Below are 17,683 nucleotides of genomic sequence, written 5' to 3'. Positions count from 1 at the left end.
ATTTATTGCTTACTGGTCTGTTTTTCTTTTTACCGCAAAGGCTGCCACGCCGGCGAGAACTGCCAGCACCGCGAAAACGCCTACGGCGCTGCTGCCATCAAGCCCGGTGTAGGGTGATAATCCTGATGGGCTGGCGCCACGGCCAACCGGCATCTTAACATGGTACTCGACGCGTTCCTTTTTATTGACTGCCTTAATCTGCACAGCCTGAGGTTCGCCCTGGGCCTTTGCCGCAATTTCAAAGACGGCCGGAGTCGTATCGATCTGATACCCCTGAGGCGCTTTGGTCTCAACGACTTTATACTGCCCTGGCGCGAGTCCCGTCACATGGACATATCCCTGCTCGTCGGTTGTGAGCTGATCTCTGACGACGCTGCCGCTCTCGTCGAGAATCTTGAAGACTGCTCCCGCCAGCGGCTTTCCGTTTTCATCGGTTTTAAGGATTTCCAGCCGGCCGGTATAATCCGTCAGGGTGCCCAGATCCAGGGTCTGCACTTTTCCTTCGGCGGCTTCGGGAATTTCAAAGGAGATCCCCTGTGTATTGACCAGGTAGCCCGCGGGCGCTTCAACTTCCAAAAGGGTGTAATGTCCTGGGGCAAGGCCCTCATACTGGACTTTTCCGTCTTTTCCGGCGGTAATGTCATCTATAATCTTATTCTGTTCATCGGTCTTTATGATCCGGAATTTCGCGCCCTCCAGTCCGCGGCCCGATTCATCCTGTTTGACGAGCTCAATGCCGCCCTGATCGTTCACAAACTGCCCCAGCTCGAGAACCTCTGGCCTGCCTGCCGCGCTGGCGTCAATGGTAAAGGCGATGGGTTCGGTATTGAGAATATAACCGTCCTGTGCTTTTATTTCTGTCAGCTCATATTGTCCTGGCGCCAGGCCGCTGTAAATAATTTTTCCGTCTTTGTCGGATAAAAGCGTGGCGATGAGCCTGTTTTGCTCGTCGAGCTTCCGAAGCTCAAACTGAACCCCGTCAAGACCTCTGCCGCCCTCATTTTCTTTGATCAGGGCAATGCTTCCCTGATAATTGACAAAGGCGCCCAGATTTAAGACCTGGGGCCTGCCCTCGGCGCTGGCTTCAATATTGAAAGCGATGGGCTCGGTGTTGAGGATATAGCCCTCCAGGGATTCAACCTCAACCAGTTCGTAGCTGCCCGGCGCTAACCCCTCGTAATGAATTTTTCCATCCTTATCCGATGTGATTTCCGCGATGAGCTTATTCTCCTCATCGGTTTTCCGGAGTTCAAATTTCGCGCCGGACAGGGGTTCTCCAGCTTCATTCTGCTTGATCAGCTCGATGCTGCCCTGATAATTTTGAATCGGGTTCAGTACAAGCGGCAGTACCTTTCCCTCCTCATTTTTGCTGAGTGTGAAAAGTACTGGCACACGGTTCAGGATATAGTCTTCTGGCGCCTTCGTCTCGGTAATCCGGTAGTCGCCTTCGGCCAGGCCCTCAATCACCAGCGAGCCATCCTGTCCAGATACCAGGGCCTCATCCTCCCGAATCCTCGTCCAGGCGCCGTTCTGGTTGATTTCAAGACTAAACACCGCGCCGGCAAGGCTGTTTCCTTCTCCGTCCTGCTTAACCAGGGTTACCTTGGTCGGGTCATTTTCGAGAATGACAACACTGTCGGCCGCTGTGGTTTCCGCATTGACGGTGATGGTCTTTCCGTTTAGCAGCTCGTCGGATACGGTGTGCCCCTCCGGTGCCTCTACTTCCTTAAGAATATAACTGCCATATACCAGCCCTGTAAACTGGATGCGGCCGTTCTGGTCACTGACTACCGGACTTCCCAGCCTGACGCCGTTTTTGTCGTAAAGCTGAAAGACGCCGCCTGCCAGGGGCTTATGGGTGCTGCTGCTGTCCTTTTCCAGTGTGATACTGCCTTTCTTCCCAATGACGGTTCCGCCGCTGTCGTTGACATTGACGGCCAGCTCTTCATCGTCGTTGTCCTCGATGACCTGTTCGTTGTTGCCCTTGATGGTAACATTATTTGAAACCTTGTTGTCGCCGCCTTCTTCCAGTAAAACCTTGGTGCGGTAGGTCATAATGTAGGCCCGGTCGATATGGTTCAGCATGCTGACTGTCAGCTCATATTTGCCAGTCTCGGGGTTGATGGCATAGTCGGCCTGATAGTCGACGCCCTCAACCAGTACCACATTGGTGTCGAGTGTGAGGTTTCCCTTCTCATCAATCTGTGTTCCGTAGATGGTCAGCGAATCCATATCCACCAGCTGATTATCCGAAGGCTTGTCTATAATCACCACGTCCGCTAAATCGGACTGGCTTGGGTTGACTGTAATATGCCAGTGCACATAGCCGTCACTGTCCTGCTTGCCAGATTTCACTGCCAGCTTTCCGCCATTGTTGACGGAGACTGTCCCGGTGAGGGTATGCGTGTATTTTCCGTTGGTAAAGGTCGCAGTGTTGGTATAAGTTTCGCTCTCCTTGATCACCTGGCCCTCCAGGCTGGTCTGGAACTCGACAATGGCTTTTCCGGTGGCCTGGTCTGGAAAACGCACGGTCAGAACGTTATTGTTCTGGGCTGGTTCTGTAATGGTGACGAGCTTGTACTCTTCTGCTGAGATCTCCTCGCCCTTTACTGGTTTTCCGTCTGCGTCGATATTAAACCGGTAAATCCTGACCGAACCAGGCACAAACACCTGATTGCCGGTGATGGGATCGTTGATTTCAGCCGTGGGGTTTACATCAAAGTTATTGTAATTGACGCCGACACTCCAGGTAATTCTCTTATTGACAGCATTGTAGCTGCCGCTTTTAAAACCGTTATACTGCGTGCTTTGATCCGGCTTATACTCTGCATGGTCCTTGCTGCTGTGGTCATTGCCCTGCTCATCGGTCCAGTTAGATACCGCGTCATTGTTAAAGATGATATTGTGGTCCGGGAAGAGGTCATAAGAAGGATAATAATCCGTCTGGTACGTTATTTTAAGGCTGTCGCTTGTGGGGTTGTAGCTTCCAATCAAGGTGATGACAAACTGGTTGGTGTTCTTGTCATAACTCAGCGTATAATCTGTATCCCGCACGAGTGTCTTACCCGCCTTAGTTTTGACCACAACGCTGCTTTCATCTAAGGTCAGCCCAATGCCCAGCGTGTCGGTCAGCGACCAGTTGTGCATGGTGTACTGGTTTTTATTGACATCGATGGACCAGCTGATGCGTTTATTTTCCTCATCCGCCTGCACCATTTTCTTGATAACGCCCTGCTGTTTGGCCGAGCCCTTTGAGCCAGATGTCTGGCCGGTTCCGATTTCGACCTCGTTGCTGTAGGTTCCGTTTTCGTCCAAAATGCCGGATACCTGTGTTTTGTAAGTCATCTGCACCGCATAGTCCACATCGTTTAAAAATACGACTTTAAAGCCGTCGGCGGTCTTTTCGAGCGTGTAGTCCTGGCCTTCCACAAGCACGCCGGCGGTGGCCGTACTGCCGTCCGCGTTAAAAACGATCTTGTTTAAGACAAGACTGCCGTCCACATAGTCCATGCCGTCTCCGATCTTATCGGTGACCACTGCATGGTTCTGGGGAATTTTGGTTTCATTGTAATTATATTTGATTTCCCAGCTGAATATCTGGTTCGCCGAGTCGTAGCCGGTGCGGTTTTTCTCAAGGATTTTTCCATATTTTGCGTCAACGGTTGAGCTGGTGGTAATGTCCTTCAGATCATCTGCGCTCAGGGTCGCGTTGTTGGTAAATTTAACGGTACCGCCATTCTGAGGCTTTACACTTTCGTTGATCGCGGTTTCGTATACAATCCGGTAAGCCGAATCGATGGGATTTTTAAAGCTGACATTGCCGTTTTCATCGACTGTGTACGCTGATGGATCGACGGGTGTGGGATCGACCGACGTGACATTGCCGTCGAGGTCTACCGCTACCGCATAAACCTGGACGCTTTCCAGGCTCAGGCCTGGCGGCAGCGTATCTTTCACGACAACGCCGTCGATGGTATCCAGACTTTTGTTGATATCCACATTCCAGGTTATTTTTTCCGGGTTCATTTCACGGTCAAACTGCCCGTTTTTTTCAATGGCGCTCTGCGCTTTGGGCTTGATGGTCACCACCTGCTCCGGAATATTCTCTTCGTTTGGAAATTTAATGATGGTGTCCCCAGGCCCGTTGATTTTATTTTTGTCAAAGCTTCCGCTGAAGTTAAGACTTCCAGTGATATCGGAGCTTTTGGTAACCTCGTCGGTAAACGTAAGGGTGACCACCCCATCCTTGCCCACCAGGGCTTCGCCGTATTTCACGCCATTTTCGTCGACCAGATTGATGGTGGTGTTATTTTCAATGATGATGTTTTCAGGGAGTTCAAAGCTGTAATAGTCGCCACCCTTCATCTGTTCCCGGACATCCTCCGGAATGGCAAAGCCGATGTCGAACCTTACTTTGTCGTCTACGGTGGGCGTTGTAACTTCCTGGCCGTCCTTATCATAATACTTGATCTGCACGCCGGTCAGAATGGAGCTCTGTTCATCTGAATAGCCCAGCTCCTTAAAAATTTCCTTGATGTCTCTTGGCGTCTCCGCCTTTGCTGTGGGGGTTGGGTCTGGAGCGGCTGCCGGCTCTTCTGCCGCAGGGACCGGCGCTGCTGCCGCTTCGGGCGCTTTGTCTTCAGGGGTCTGGGCCGATGGCTGGACCTCCGGCGTTTTGGCCTCCTCAGCTGCATCGGCTGCTGTCCCGGCAGCCTGTGTTCCAGATGACGCAGCCGGCTCCTGAGCTGCCGCTTGCGGATCTGAACGGGCAGTATCCGCAGCCTCAGCCATAACTGCCTGGGGCAGCGAAAACTGTAAAACCATGATTAGTGAAATCAGTATGCTTGCAAATTTTTTCATTATTAACCTTCCTGTATTGACGATTACTCTTGTTGTATGTGTCACATATTAATTAGCGTAATATATACCCAGAAAGTTTTAAGTTTTCATTTCACTTAAAGCATTCTTAAACAAAAACCGTTCAAATCGAAAAATATTTATAAAAAAACTGAGGGCAGAGCGCAACGCGCATCCTTCCCTCAGCTTTCTTTTTTTAGCAGCCCAATCCCCTCGTCCAGGGTTTTTAACTTAGCGTACAGCCGCTCTTCTGTGACACTGTCCGCCGGTACCTTATCCGGCACCATCACCGGCTTCATCCCGGCCCGCCAGGCCGCCTCGATCCCGGCCAGAGAGTCCTCAAAAACCATACAGCGTTCCGGCGCTGTTTCCAGCTTCTGGGCGGCTTTGAAATAAATATCCGGCGCGGGCTTTCCATTTACGATCTCATCGCCGCCCACAATCGAATCGTCAAAATAGCGCTCAAGCCCGGCGCGCTCCAGATACATCTGAATCATGGGACGCTGTGTGGAGGAGGCGATGGTAAACCGGTAGCCCTGCTCCTTTAAAAAATCCAGCAGGCGGACCAGCCCCGGCTTCAAAGGAACGCCGTTTTCCCGCACATACGCCTCCATATAATCGAGGTGGAGCTTCATGGCCGCGCCGCAGTCAAAAGCGTCCCCGAAATGTGCCTTCCAGTAGGCGTCCACTGCCACGGGGTTCATCCCAAACAGTTCAAAAATCATGGCCTCTGTAATGGGATAGCCCAGCACCTCGCCCGCCTTTACCCAGCTGGGGATCGAGATCGTCTCTGTGTCGAACATGAGACCGTCCATATCAAAAATGATTGCTTCTGTCATGCGTTTTCCCTTCCATTGTTAAATAGCCTTTTTAGCTCCTACATTATAACGTGAACCCACAGCCAATTCAATTGCCTGGACGCTTTTCCGGCTTTTAAACCGTTGCAGATTTTCGTCGCCGGCCCCTGTGCCGGTAGATGTTTTGAGGGCGGGTAAATTTTTGATGTTTCTCTCTGCCCCGTTTAAAAAGAGGTACGGTCTGAAACGGACCGTACCTCTTTTTGATTTTCATGCTTTACTTTTTTACTCAACGGTGACGGATTTTGCCAGATTCTTTGGCTTGTCAACGTCGCAGCCTCTGGCGACGGACAGGTAGTAGGCCAGGAGCTGGAGGTAGACCACAGTTGGGATCGGGGTGATCTCATCATCCATCTGTGGGATGAAGAAAACCTGATCGACCTCGGGGATGATCTCGTCATGGCCCTCTTTAGCAATGGCCATGACGTTGGCGCCGCGGGCCTTTACCTCTTTGATGGCGTTGAGCATTTTGTCAAAGACGTTCTCCTGCGTGCAGACCGCAATGACGACGGTTCCCACATCGACCAGAGCGATGGGGCCGTGCTTCAGCTCGCCGGCCGCATAGGCGTCGGAATGAATATAGGAAATTTCCTTTGCCTTCAGGGAGCCTTCCAGGCAGGTGTAGTAGTCCAGCCCGCGCCCAATAAAATACATATCGTCCACCTTAAAGTGGTCGTAGGCGTATTCCTTGATCTTGTCGTGGTCGCCCAGGGCCTTCTCGATGAGGGCTGAGGTATCTTTCAGCCCGCTGGTGACGCGCTTCATGGTGGCTTCGTCTACCTGGCCGTTTAAGAGGCCAAAGTGAAGGGCCAGCAAAATCATACAGCCCACCTGGGTCACGTAGGCCTTGGTGGAGGCCACAGCGATTTCAGGGCCGGCGTTGGTGTACAGCACATCGTCCGCCTCACGGGCGATGGAGCTGCCCACCACGTTGGTGATGGCCAGGACGCGGGCGCCCTTTTCCTTGGCCAGCCGGATAGCGGCCAGGGTGTCGGCGGTCTCGCCGGACTGGCTGATGACGATGAGCAGGGTGTGCGCATCGACCAGCGGGTCTTTATAACGGTACTCGGAGGCCGGTTCGGTTTCAACGGCCACTCGGGCAAATTTTTCAATCAGGTATTTTCCAACCATTCCGGCGTGGTAGGCGGTGCCGCAGGCCACAATCTGGATACGGTTGATGCTTTTCATGGTTTCTGCGTCGAGGTTGACGTCGTCCAGCACGATTTTATCCGGGAAGCAGCGTCCGGTCAGGGTGTCGGCCATCGCCTTTGGCTGTTCGTGGATTTCCTTAAGCATAAAGTGGTCGTAGCCGCCCTTTTCGGCGTCGCCTGGGTCCCAGTCCACGTTAAAGACCTGCTTGCCGGCTTCACGGCCAGATTCGTCCAGCACGGTGACGCTGTCACGGGTCAGGATGGCGATCTCGTCGTTATCCAGCAGATAAACCTTGCGGGTATATTTCAGGATGGCCGGAATGTCGGAGGCGATGTAGTTTTCGCCTTCGCCGAGGCCCACGATGAGCGGGCTGTCCTTGCGGACGGCGATCATGCGGTCGGGTTCCTCGCTGCAGAGAATGCCCAGCGCGTAGGAGCCTTTGATCTTGTCAATGGCCAGGCGCAGCGTCTCAACCATGTCCCCGGTGTACAGGGAATTGAGCAGATGGGCAATGACTTCGGTATCGGTATCGGACACGAAAAGGTGTCCTTTCTTGATCAGCTCTTCCTTGAGCTCGATATAATTTTCAATGATCCCATTGTGGACGACCGCGATGCGGTTGTCGATGCTGCAATGGGGATGGGAGTTGATATCAGAAGGTTCGCCGTGGGTGGCCCAGCGGGTATGGCCGATGCCGACTGTGCCGGCCAGGGCTTCTTTTTCAAGCTCGTCCTCTAAATTTTTCAGACGGCCCTTGCGTTTTTTGACTTTGATCGCATTGTCCTTGTCCAGCACTGCGATACCGGCTGAATCGTAGCCCCGGTATTCTAACTTTGAGAGACCATCAATTAACACTTTCTGGGCCTGATTTAGGCCAATATAACCAACGATTCCACACATAATAAATGCACCTCATTTAAGTAGATTTTGGTGGCTGCTCTGTGCAGCGGATCACTCCGCTGTTTTAACAGGCCACCCTTCAGGGCATCCGCCGAATTTTCGATACTCCCTGTCCTCGTCAACTCAAATATTACGGGCTCACGCATGAGTTCTGGCGCTCTTGTCGCATTGATGTAAAGTGAACTGAGCCTTTATATCCTCCTGATTGCAGAATGACTTTACATGAACGTACAATGTGGATATTATAACATAATTTCAAATAAAAACAAGTGAATCTGCCGCCTTTTCTAACCGCTCACGTTTTCATCTGCTGCTGGGCGCAAAAAAGGACGGCCTGGGTGGCCGTCCTTCCTTAAAACTTTATTATGCGTTGTATAAAATCAGGCCGATGATGGTCATGGTTTTTGGGCCGTTATTGTAGACCAGGCCGGTATCCTTGGTGAGCTGGACCACGTCGATGCCGGACGCCTCCAGGGAGGGCATGGCCTCATCCGGGAAACGGCAGGGTTCATCGGTCAGAATGCCGCATTCCTTGCAGATGGTGCAGCAGCCGGCTGAAAAGACGGTTCCCTCCACATCGGATTTACGGATGGCGCGGTGCAGCTTTTCCACAGTTTTCTCAAACCCAGCCATGATCTCGTTCATCCGGCGGTAATCCTGCCGGTTTTTAAACCGGTACACCTGGGAAAACAAAAGCCCGTTTGTGTAGCTGTTTACCACCTCGCGGTAGTGGTCCAGATCGCCGACGGCTGGCGGGCACATGTAATTCTGGCCATAATGGCCGCAGTCGTTTTTGGCACAGGCGTCCCGGACGTCCTGGGTAATGTGAATCTGTCTGGGGTCGACGGCTACGGTCTCCTCAAAACCGCAGGCCTCTACCATCTCTCGCAATGCTTCGTTCATAATTTTCCTCTTTCTTTATGTTTCATTTCTGATTTCTCATGGTTATTGTAACACGTTTTTCTTAAACGTATTCATATTTTGCAAACGGCGGGCACGCTGCCCTTCGTTCTTCGTTCATTGACATTAAAGCCGGTAATTATTATAATAGTATAAAGCAGTGTGACATCTTCGTTTTTCGGGGTGGACACTGCTCTTCATTTTGTGAAAAATTAATTTATATTCAAAAAGGAGTGATTTTTATGCGACAAGAGACCTGCCCTGCCGGGGAAAATAAAATGGGCGTCATGCCGGTCAACCGCCTGCTGATCACCATGGCCCTGCCCATGATGATCTCGATGCTGGTTCAGGCGCTCTACAACATTGTGGACAGCATGTTTGTATCCATGATCAGCGAGAACGCGCTGACGGCCGTATCGCTGGCTTTCCCGGTACAGAACCTGATGATCGCCATCGCCACTGGCACAGGTGTGGGGATCAATGCCCTGCTGTCCAAAAGCCTGGGCGAGAAAAATTTTAAGGAGGCCAACCGGGCCGCCAACAACGGGGTCTTTCTGGCTGTTCTCAGCTCTCTGGTTTTCATTATCTTCGGACTTTTCTTTACCCGTTTTTTCTTTGAGACTCAGACAAACATTGGCGAAATCGTGGATTACGGCACCCAGTATCTGACGATCTGCTCGGTGGTTTCCTTTGGTATTTTCGGGCAGATTACCTTTGAACGCCTGCTTCAGGCCACGGGCAAGACGCTGCTCACCATGTGCACCCAGACCACTGGAGCCATCATCAACCTGATTCTGGACCCTATCATGATCTTTGGGCTCTTTGGCTTCCCGAAAATGGGCGTGGCTGGCGCGGCGGCCGCGACGGTCATCGGCCAGGTGGTGGCCATGCTGTTCGCCTGTATCCTGAACCTCAGAAAAAACCACGAGCTCACCCTGAAGCTCAGGGGCTTCCGGCCCAATGGCGGCACCATCCGGCGCATTTACGCGGTGGGCGTACCCTCCATTATCATGGCGTCCATCACCTCGGTCATGACCTTTGGCATGAACAAGATTCTGCTGGCCTTTACCTCGACGGCCACTGCCGTTTTCGGGGTTTACTTCAAGCTCCAGAGCTTTATCTTTATGCCGGTTATGGGGCTGAACAACGGCATGGTGCCCATCATCGCCTACAACTACGGCGCCCAGAAAAAGGACCGGCTCGTCAAAACCATCAAGCTGAGCATGCTGTACGCCGTGGGACTGATGGTCGTCGGATTTCTGGTGTTCCAGCTCTTCCCGGGCGCGCTTCTGTCCATTTTTAACGCTTCGCCGGATATGCTGGCCATCGGCACGGTGTCGCTGCGCATCATCAGCCTGAGCTTTCTGTTCGCGGGCTTCTGTATTATCTCGCTGTCGGTTTTCCAGGCGCTTGGCAACGCGGTGCTCAGCCTGATCGTCTCGGTGGCCCGCCAGCTGGTGGTGCTGCTGCCCGCGGCCTATCTGCTGTCGCTCACAGGCAGCCTGGACGCCATCTGGTGGTCCTTCCCCATCGCTGAGATCGCTTCGGTTCTCTTCAGCGCGGCCTTTTTACGGCGCATCTATCGTCAGAAGATACGCCCCATTCCCGACGCCCTCCCTGTTCTGGGGACTCGGGCGGAGACGGTGGAGTAAAACAAAGAAAACCCGGTACGGTCTGAGACGGACCGTACCGGGTTTTTAAGTTTCTGTCTGGATTATTCCAGGTTGAGCTTGTTTTTCAGGATATAGTTGGTGACTGCAAAGTAGATCACTGACAGGATCAGGTTGCCCAGGGTTCCGATGTTCAGCATCCAGTTAACCGCGGCCACAGGGTCCATGTTGTTGAAGAATGCGTTGAGCATGCTGGTGTCTGAGGTCAGGGCAAAGCTGACGGTCATCACTGTAAAGACAATCTGCAGGATAATGTTGATGGCAATGTAGGTCACGAAAGCGCCGATGATTTTATGCTTGCCGAAGAGCTGTCCCACTGAGATGGAGGTATACACCTGAAGAACATTGCAGCAGACGCCCACGATCATCAGGATGAACAGCTCGATCAGGATCAGGGCAGCCTGTCCGCCCTCGGGTGAGTTGAAGGCACGTCCCAGCTCCTGGAAGAACTCGCCCATATACTGCAGGCTGGTGCCGTCAATGGCCAGAATCATAATGGACAGTATGATGACAATACCGCACACAAAGGTCCACATCAGGGCAATGACCAGCTTGGAGACAATCTGCTGCCAGGTAGGCACTGGGAGCGTAAACATCAGGTAGCCTTCGTCGGTCATCAGGTTTTTATAAAAACGCTGAATGATGACGATAAAGGTCATGACGACCAAAGCGATGATGATGCAGACATAGAGCGCCATGCTGATACCGGTTGTCATGATGAAGCCTGTCGCCTCTGAGTTAATGGACAAAAATATTTTGTTAATCAGGGTCATGGCCAGCAGCGCCGCGTAGACAGGCAGCAGCAGGCGGGCCGTTCCCTTGACTTCATATTTCATGAGTTTTCCTAACATTTGAACACCTCTCTAAACAGCTCATCCACGGATTTATGCTGTTTTTCTCTGATTTCATCCACGCTGGCATTCATGACGATGCGCCCCTGGTTGATGAACACCACCTCGTCCAGCACCTTTTCAATATCCGCGATCAGATGGGTCGAGATGACCACGGTCGCGTTTTCGTTGTAGTTGGTAATGATGGTCCCCAGGATGTAATCCCGCGCGGCCGGGTCGACCCCGCCGATGGGCTCATCCAGCAGGTACAGCTCTGCGTCGCGGCTCATGACCAGGATCAGCTGAACCTTTTCCTTTGTGCCCTTGGACATGGTCTTGATGCGGTCCTTGGTGTCAATGCCCAGGTCGCTGATCATGTTGTAGGCCTTCACGCTGTTAAAGTCGTCGTAGAAATCGTCGAAGAAGGCAATGAGCTGGGTGACGGTCATCCAGTCGCTTAAATAGGTGCGGTCTGGCAGGTAGGACACGATCTTCTTGGTCTCGACCGAGGGGGCCATACCGGCCACCAGAAGCTGTCCGGATGTGGGGGTCAGCAGCCCGGTCGCTGTCTTGATCAGTGTGGTCTTGCCGCTGCCGTTGGGGCCTAAAAGCCCGATGATGCGGCCTCTTGGAAGCTGACAGTTCACTTCGGACAAGGCTTCCTTGGTGCCGAACTTCTTTGTCAGGTCAATGCATTCTAAAATTGGGTTCATTATTTTCCCTCCTTATCCTCACGTTCCATCAGTGTGATGATGTCCTCTTTCTTAAATCCGAGCTTTTCCATTTTTTCGAGGAAGTTTTCAATTTCCTTGATTGCCAAATTTTCCTTTGTTTCCTGTATCATTTTATGATCCTCCGTTATGAATCTGCCGCTTGTCCGCTGCGCATACACAAGGCCTGTCCGCTCCAGCTCCGAAAGTGCTTTCTGCATGGTGTTCGGATTGACTGAAGCCTCTGCCGCCATTTCTCTGACCGATGGCAATTTATCGCCTGGGGCGAAAAGACCGGAAACGATCCGGAGTTCTATCTGCTCGATGAGCTGTTTGTATACCGGCCGGTCGGAATCGATGATCCATTCCATAGTGTCCTCCTTTATATTACTGTATTGTTGTACTAAGAACTTAATACAATAATACACGCATCCAGATCCATTGTCAATACCCTTAAGAAATTCTTCATAAATAAAAAAAGCGCGGCTGAACCGCTCTCAGTTTTCAACATGAATATAGCCGCTGCTGTAATAGGGCAGGATATTGAGCCCAACGTCCTGGGCCAGGGCGGCCAGCTGGCCGACGGGCATGCCCGGACAGTAGAGATCGGCCGCGTGGCCCCGCTTATGGAAAGACCAGGCGACACCGCCCACCTCCGCGTTGCGCGCTTCGCACCGCACGCCGGATGTGATGATGACTGGGCTTTCGCAGGCACAGCGCAGTTCCTCGATCATGGCCAGCAGCTCTGGGTCCATGGCCGCGGGCCAGCCGTCGCAATGGCCTGCGCAGTCGCACCGGTATTCCTCCATGGCGAAATGAGGCGAGGCCATGACAGGCTCTGGGGCGGGGGCGGCCGCCATTGACTCTGTTGTTTCCTCCGGGGCGGGCGGCTCTTGGGGCGCTTCTGCGGAGGGCTCCTGCGCCGCTTCCGCTGCCGGAGGGGCTGGCTGCGGGGGCGCCCCCGCGTCTCCGCAGGCAAAAATCACACTGGCCGCCACACAGCTGGCGGCGAGAAGGCCGGTAAAGATTATCTTAAATCGCTTCATAAAATCCTCTCTATAAAAGAAGCGGAAGGGCGGGCCTTCCGCTCAATGCATTACTCTGCCGGTACGTCGGTTTTAGTGGTCACAACTTTTACAGCGCCGGTCCAGGCGGTCAGCGGCGCGCCATCGGGCTCAAAAATGCCGTCGGCCACAATGGTCTGCCCGCCGGTTTTTACCTCGGCGTCGGTGATGTCCTCCCGGTAATCCGGGATGGTGATGTTGTGGTTCTTTCCGTCTGCGCGGTCAAAGCTCATGACCAAATCTCTGCTTGTTTTTTCTGCCATTTTCTACACTCCTTTCCTCTACTCGGTTTCCGTCAATTCTTCGGTCCGGACCATTTGCCGCTTTTCCATGATGGGCTCCTGCAGGGCTGCAATGGCCTTGCTGGTGCTCATGAATGCCTCGTCGGTGACGTCTGTCTTGACATCTCCATAGGTCTTGGTCTTTTTCATAATCCTGCCGTCTGGCTGCTCCCCATAGTTCAGTACGGTCTTCATGTCCACAGCGGTCACATTTTTCTGAATTGCCATCTCTTAACCTCCTTTGGCGTTTTGTCTTACACTTATACAATGGCCGTATCTCTGTTTTTCGTCCCAAAAAAATGCAAAAAATAAAAAAAGCCGCATCACACGGCTTTTTATGAGCGCTTACCGCTCCTGAGCTTTCAACCTTCCATTGACTGCCTCACTGGAATATAGAGATCGATCTGTGAATCTGGGCACTCGGGACCCCGGAAACGGCTGTCGTAAACCTCAAAATCCTCGCGGTCGTCCAGGGTCTCGCCGGCGGTCAGCGCCCAGCTGCCCCAGATGTAATCATAGGTCTGGGCCAGGGAGGCGGCAGCGCCAGTGTGGGTGAACACGGCGTAGCGGCCGCCGGTCAGGGTTTTGGCGAGCACGCCCTCAGGCAGCTCCGGGAACGGGCTGGTTTCCGCGCCCACAAATTCAATATAGGGGACGCTGCCGTCCGCCTCAAGGCACGCTGCTTCCGCCGGCGTCTCGCACACGCCAAAGGACCGCCCGCCCGCAAGACACGGCACGCCGGCGCGCAGGCGGTTCCATCTGCTCCAGAGTGCCGGCAGGGCGGTACCTGGCGCTGCCGTCCTTTCCCGGATACCGGCCAGCCAAATCTCTCCCAGCGTCACAAAGCGCGGCTGAAGGGTAACGCCGCTGGCCCGGTGGCACAGCGAAATTCTGTCCAGCGGGCGCTCAAAGCCAACGTAGTGCGCCACGCCTCTTTTCCGGTAGGCGTGGGGGCTGAGTCCGCAGACGGATTTAAAGGAACGGCTGAAAGCCTCAGACGAGCCAAAGCCGCTGTCCAGGGCAATGTCAAGCACGCGCCTTTCAGTGTTCAGCAGCGCCTCGGCCGCCACTGCCAGGCGGCGCTTTCTGACGTAGCCGCCAATGGTCCCGCCGGTGGCGGCTGTGAAAATACGGATCAGATGGTAGGCCGAATAGCCGGATATTTTCGCCAGATCCTTCAGTGTTATTTTTTCATTCAGATGTTTCTCAATGTATTCGACAGTCCGCGTGAGCGGCGCAAGGTAATCCACAGGGCATCCCTCCTCTTCTGGCTCCATTATACCACAGGAGACGCTCTGGTTTCGCAATAATGATCATGAATGGGCGCAGCGCTCCGGTTATAATACCCTGTGTGGGCAGACGCCCCGGAAAGGAAGGGTTCTCATGACAGACATTATCATTAAGGGACTGACCGAAAACAACCTCAAAAACATTTCTCTCACGATTCCAAAGGAAAAGATCACCGTATTTGTGGGGGCGTCGGGTTCAGGAAAATCCAGCATTGTCTTTGACGCCATCGCGGCCGAGGCGGGGCGGCAGTTAAACGCCACGTTTCCCGCCTTTGTCCAGACGCGGCTGCCCAAGCACCCCAAGCCTCACGCCGAGCTCATCGACCACCTGACGCCCGCAGTCATTGTGGACCAGGCGCCCCTTGGCGGCAACGCCCGGTCCACAGTGGGTACCATCAGCGACCTCTACGCAGCCCTGCGGCTGTTATTCTCCCGGATCGGGGTGCCCCGCGCGGGCACAGCGTCCTGTTTTTCCTTCAACGATCCCAACGGCATGTGCAAAACCTGTTCAGGCCTTGGAAAAATCACAGACATTGACATCGCGGGGCTCATCGATCCGGACAAGTCCTGGAACGAGGGCTGTGTCCGGGATGCTCTTTACAAGCCTGGCGCCTGGTACTGGCGGCAGTACGCCGAATCGGGCCTGTTCGATCTGGACCTGCCGGTCAAAGACTATCCGCGCGAGGTGTATAACCTTCTGGTCTACGGCTCCCGCAGCGGCGAGGGCGCGCCGGAAAACCCAAAGCTTCCGGGCCTGTACCACAAGTACAGCAGCACCCTCCTCAACCGGGACATCAGCGGCAAAAGCGGCCACACCCAGAAAAAGGCCGCGCACCTTATCACCGAGACTGAGTGCACTGCCTGCCACGGAAAGCGCCTGAATCCAGCGGCCCTGGCCTGTAAAATCGACGGCCGCTCCATCGCGGACCTGTGCGGTATGGAGCTCACGGAGCTTCGGGCTGTGCTGGCCCGGATCGACGATCCCAGAGTCACGGTGGTGGTTCAGACGCTGCTCGACGGACTGGATCGGATGATTGACATTGGCCTGCCCTATCTGCACCTTGGCCGCGCGGCGGCCTCACTGTCCGGCGGCGAGGCACAGCGGCTCAAGCTGGTGCGCTACATGGGCAGCCGTCTGACCGGCATGACCTATATTTTTGACGAGCCCAGCGCCGGCCTGCACCCACGGGATGTTTACCGCATGAACCGCCTGCTCCGGCAGCTCCGGGATAAGGGCAATACCGTGCTGGTGGTGGAGCACGACCGGGATGTGATCGCCATCGCCGACCACGTGGTGGAGGTTGGGCCTCAGGCTGGCCGCCAGGGCGGAGAGATTGTCTTTTCCGGAACCTATGACGCTTTGCTGAAGGCGGACACCCTGACCGGGCGCGCGCTGCGCAGGCCGCTGCCTGTCAAGGAGAAGCCCCGGCGGGCCGCAGGAACGCTGCCTGTCCGCGGGGCCTGCCTCCACAACCTGAAAAACATTGACGTGGATATTCCGCTTGGGGTCATGACGGCTGTCACAGGCGTGGCGGGCTCTGGAAAGAGCACCCTCATCACTCAAGTCTTCGCAAAACAGTACGCAGACGACGTGGCGCTCATCGATCAGGGACCCATCACCGCCACAAACCGCTCCACCCCCGCCTCCTACCTGGGATTTTTCGACGCGATCCGGAATGTGATGGCCCGTGAGACCGGCGCGGACAGGGGGCTGTTCAGCTTCAATTCCTCAGGCGCCTGCCCGGTTTGCGGGGGCCGGGGCGTCATTGTCACTGAGCTGGCCTTCATGGACCCGGTCGTCACTGTGTGCGAGGCCTGCGGCGGCGCCCGGTACAGCCCTGAAGCCCTGTCCCGCACCCTCCGCGGGAAGAACATCGTGGAGCTTTTGGCCATGACCGCCGCCGAAGCCCTGGACTTTTTCGATACGCCCAGGATCACCCGTCCGCTTGAGCGCCTGCGGCAGGCGGGCCTGGCTTACCTCACGCTGGGCCAGCCTCTGGCCACGCTGTCGGGCGGGGAGCGCCAGCGCCTGAAGCTGGCAAAGAAGCTGGGCCAAAAGGGCAGCGTCATTGTCATGGACGAGCCCACCACAGGCCTGCACCCCTCAGATATCCAGAGGCTCCTGGCTCTTTTTGACACCATCGTGGACCGGGGCGGCACGCTGGTGGTCATCGAGCACAACCTGGATGTGGTGAAGCAGGCAGACTGGGTGATCGACATTGGGCCGGACGGCGGCAGGCACGGCGGCGAGGTCGTGTTTGAGGGCACCCCCGCCGGGCTGCTCTGCTGCGCAAACAGCCTGACCGCTGACAGCCTGCGGGGCGGCATGTCCGTCTGAGCCTGGCGGGCCGCCTCACTCAAGGGCCTCCCTCAGCCGCTTCAGGGCCCGGGCCATGCGGCTGCACACTGTTCCCAGCTTCACCTGCTCCCGGGACGCGATCTCGGCCCAGTCCATCCCCCGCACATAGTAGGCGTCAATGACGCGGCGCTGGGCGTCGGTCAGGGTTTCCAGCGCTTTCATCAGGCGGGCGTGTTCCTCTGCCCTTAGGATGCGCGCCCCGGTATCGGCCGCAGGGTCGGCCAGGCTGTCCATGAGGGTGGTGTCCTCCCCGGTGGGGATTTCCAGATACAGCTCCGCCCGGGCCGAGACCTGGCGGCTGGGCTTGGCCTTTTGCACAAAGGCGTAGAACAGCCGCTTTTTGGCGTAAGTCTGAAAATAGACGCCGGATTCGGGCTCATAGGTCTTGACCGCCTCCAGAAAGATGAGGCTGCCCTCCTGGATGCTGTCCTCAAGGCTGTCCCGGTCATAGACGTAGCGGGTGACCATGGACAAAATCAGCGGCCGGTAGGCTGTGAGCAGGCGCAGCTTGGCCTCCTGGTCGCCTGCCCTGGCCTGGGTGATCCACGCCTCCAGCACTTCATAATGGTTCATTCGTCATCCTCCCGGATGCTTTTAAGGTCAAGCACTATTTCAGGATAGCGGCTTTGCACGCTGTCCATATACTCGTTAAACTGGTCCTCCGCGTCCTCGGGGTCTCTGGCCCAGAAGCCAAGGCGCACATTACAGGTCGCTTTTACCAGATAAGGCCGTCTGCGCCTCACCAAAGGTCTGCCTGTTCCAATCATGTTGTTTACCTCCTCAGGAATTACTTAATATAGAAACGTATATTATT

15 protein-coding genes are annotated in these 17,683 nt (G+C 54.8%); 2 read left to right on the top strand and 13 right to left on the bottom strand.

Going from position 1 to position 17,683, the window contains the following annotated elements; translation table 11 throughout:
- Nucleotides 1-9 precede the first annotated feature (9 nt).
- The 4 genes from CPZ25_RS14885 to CPZ25_RS14870 form a co-directional block, all read right to left on the bottom strand.
- On the bottom strand, nt 10-4,860 hold the full coding sequence (locus tag CPZ25_RS14885; RefSeq protein WP_096919140.1) for a SpaA isopeptide-forming pilin-related protein: 4,851 nt from the start codon (nt 4,858-4,860) through the stop codon (nt 10-12).
- A gap of 179 nt (nt 4,861-5,039) precedes the next feature.
- The gene (locus tag CPZ25_RS14880) at nt 5,040-5,696 is read right to left on the bottom strand and encodes an HAD family hydrolase (RefSeq protein ID WP_096919139.1); all 657 of its coding nucleotides are present in this window, start codon (nt 5,694-5,696) and stop codon (nt 5,040-5,042) included.
- 243 nt (nt 5,697-5,939) lie between these two features.
- Nucleotides 5,940-7,766 (bottom strand): glutamine--fructose-6-phosphate transaminase (isomerizing), encoded by a 1,827-nt coding sequence (gene glmS / locus CPZ25_RS14875; RefSeq protein WP_096919138.1) that lies wholly within the window; start codon nt 7,764-7,766, stop codon nt 5,940-5,942.
- Nucleotides 7,767-8,129: 363 nt separating this feature from the next.
- On the bottom strand, nt 8,130-8,669 hold the full coding sequence (locus CPZ25_RS14870; protein WP_058696003.1) for a DUF2284 domain-containing protein: 540 nt from the start codon (nt 8,667-8,669) through the stop codon (nt 8,130-8,132).
- A gap of 239 nt (nt 8,670-8,908) precedes the next feature.
- On the opposite strand from CPZ25_RS14870, the gene CPZ25_RS14865 reads away from it, so the two are divergent.
- On the top strand, nt 8,909-10,318 hold the full coding sequence (locus CPZ25_RS14865; RefSeq protein ID WP_096919137.1) for an MATE family efflux transporter: 1,410 nt from the start codon (nt 8,909-8,911) through the stop codon (nt 10,316-10,318).
- 62 nt (nt 10,319-10,380) lie between these two features.
- On the opposite strand, the gene CPZ25_RS14860 is transcribed toward CPZ25_RS14865, so the two are convergent.
- From CPZ25_RS14860 to CPZ25_RS14830, 7 genes are all read right to left on the bottom strand, one after another.
- Nucleotides 10,381-11,187 carry a hypothetical protein gene (locus CPZ25_RS14860; protein ID WP_058696007.1) on the bottom strand — a complete coding sequence of 269 codons (807 nt, stop codon included), beginning with the start codon at nt 11,185-11,187 and terminating at the stop codon, nt 10,381-10,383.
- A complete protein-coding gene (locus CPZ25_RS14855; protein WP_038350993.1) occupies nt 11,181-11,879 on the bottom strand; it encodes an ABC transporter ATP-binding protein in 699 nt (232 codons plus the stop codon). Before CPZ25_RS14855 ends, CPZ25_RS14860 begins: the two co-directional genes overlap by 7 nt.
- A complete protein-coding gene (locus tag CPZ25_RS14850) occupies nt 11,879-12,247 on the bottom strand; it encodes a GntR family transcriptional regulator (protein ID WP_058696008.1) in 369 nt (122 codons plus the stop codon). Before CPZ25_RS14850 ends, CPZ25_RS14855 begins: the two co-directional genes overlap by 1 nt.
- 126 nt (nt 12,248-12,373) lie before the next feature.
- Nucleotides 12,374-12,922: a YcbK family protein gene (locus CPZ25_RS14845; RefSeq protein ID WP_096919136.1), complete on the bottom strand. Its 549-nt coding sequence runs from the start codon at nt 12,920-12,922 to the stop codon at nt 12,374-12,376.
- Nucleotides 12,923-12,972: 50 nt separating this feature from the next.
- Nucleotides 12,973-13,203, bottom strand: a complete 231-nt coding sequence (locus tag CPZ25_RS14840) for a DUF2922 domain-containing protein (protein WP_096919135.1) — start codon at nt 13,201-13,203, stop codon at nt 12,973-12,975.
- Between the two features lie 18 nt (nt 13,204-13,221).
- Nucleotides 13,222-13,449 (bottom strand): DUF1659 domain-containing protein, encoded by a 228-nt coding sequence (locus tag CPZ25_RS14835; RefSeq protein ID WP_074618162.1) that lies wholly within the window; start codon nt 13,447-13,449, stop codon nt 13,222-13,224.
- A 134-nt stretch (nt 13,450-13,583) separates the two neighbouring features.
- Entirely contained in the window at nt 13,584-14,471 is an 888-nt protein-coding gene (locus CPZ25_RS14830; RefSeq protein ID WP_167495246.1) for an AraC family transcriptional regulator, read from the bottom strand.
- Between the two features lie 133 nt (nt 14,472-14,604).
- Here CPZ25_RS14830 and CPZ25_RS14825 point away from each other — a divergent pair, with 133 nt between their 5' ends.
- Nucleotides 14,605-16,848 carry an ATP-binding cassette domain-containing protein gene (locus tag CPZ25_RS14825; protein WP_096919133.1) on the top strand — a complete coding sequence of 748 codons (2,244 nt, stop codon included), beginning with the start codon at nt 14,605-14,607 and terminating at the stop codon, nt 16,846-16,848.
- Between the two features lie 15 nt (nt 16,849-16,863).
- Here the strand turns inward: CPZ25_RS14825 and CPZ25_RS14820 are convergent, their stop codons facing one another.
- Together CPZ25_RS14820 and CPZ25_RS14815 are read right to left on the bottom strand one after the other, a co-directional pair.
- Entirely contained in the window at nt 16,864-17,442 is a 579-nt protein-coding gene (locus tag CPZ25_RS14820) for an RNA polymerase sigma factor (RefSeq protein ID WP_096919132.1), read from the bottom strand.
- Nucleotides 17,439-17,636, bottom strand: a complete 198-nt coding sequence (locus tag CPZ25_RS14815) for a hypothetical protein (RefSeq protein WP_074618161.1) — start codon at nt 17,634-17,636, stop codon at nt 17,439-17,441. The genes CPZ25_RS14820 and CPZ25_RS14815 overlap by 4 nt, the downstream gene beginning before the upstream one ends.
- Nucleotides 17,637-17,683 lie beyond the last annotated feature (47 nt).

The organism is Eubacterium maltosivorans, from assembly GCF_002441855.2.
Lineage (GTDB): Bacteria > Bacillota > Clostridia > Eubacteriales > Eubacteriaceae > Eubacterium > Eubacterium maltosivorans.
Note: the sequence above shows the minus strand (reverse complement) of the source record. Positions and strands in the feature narration are given on the sequence as shown.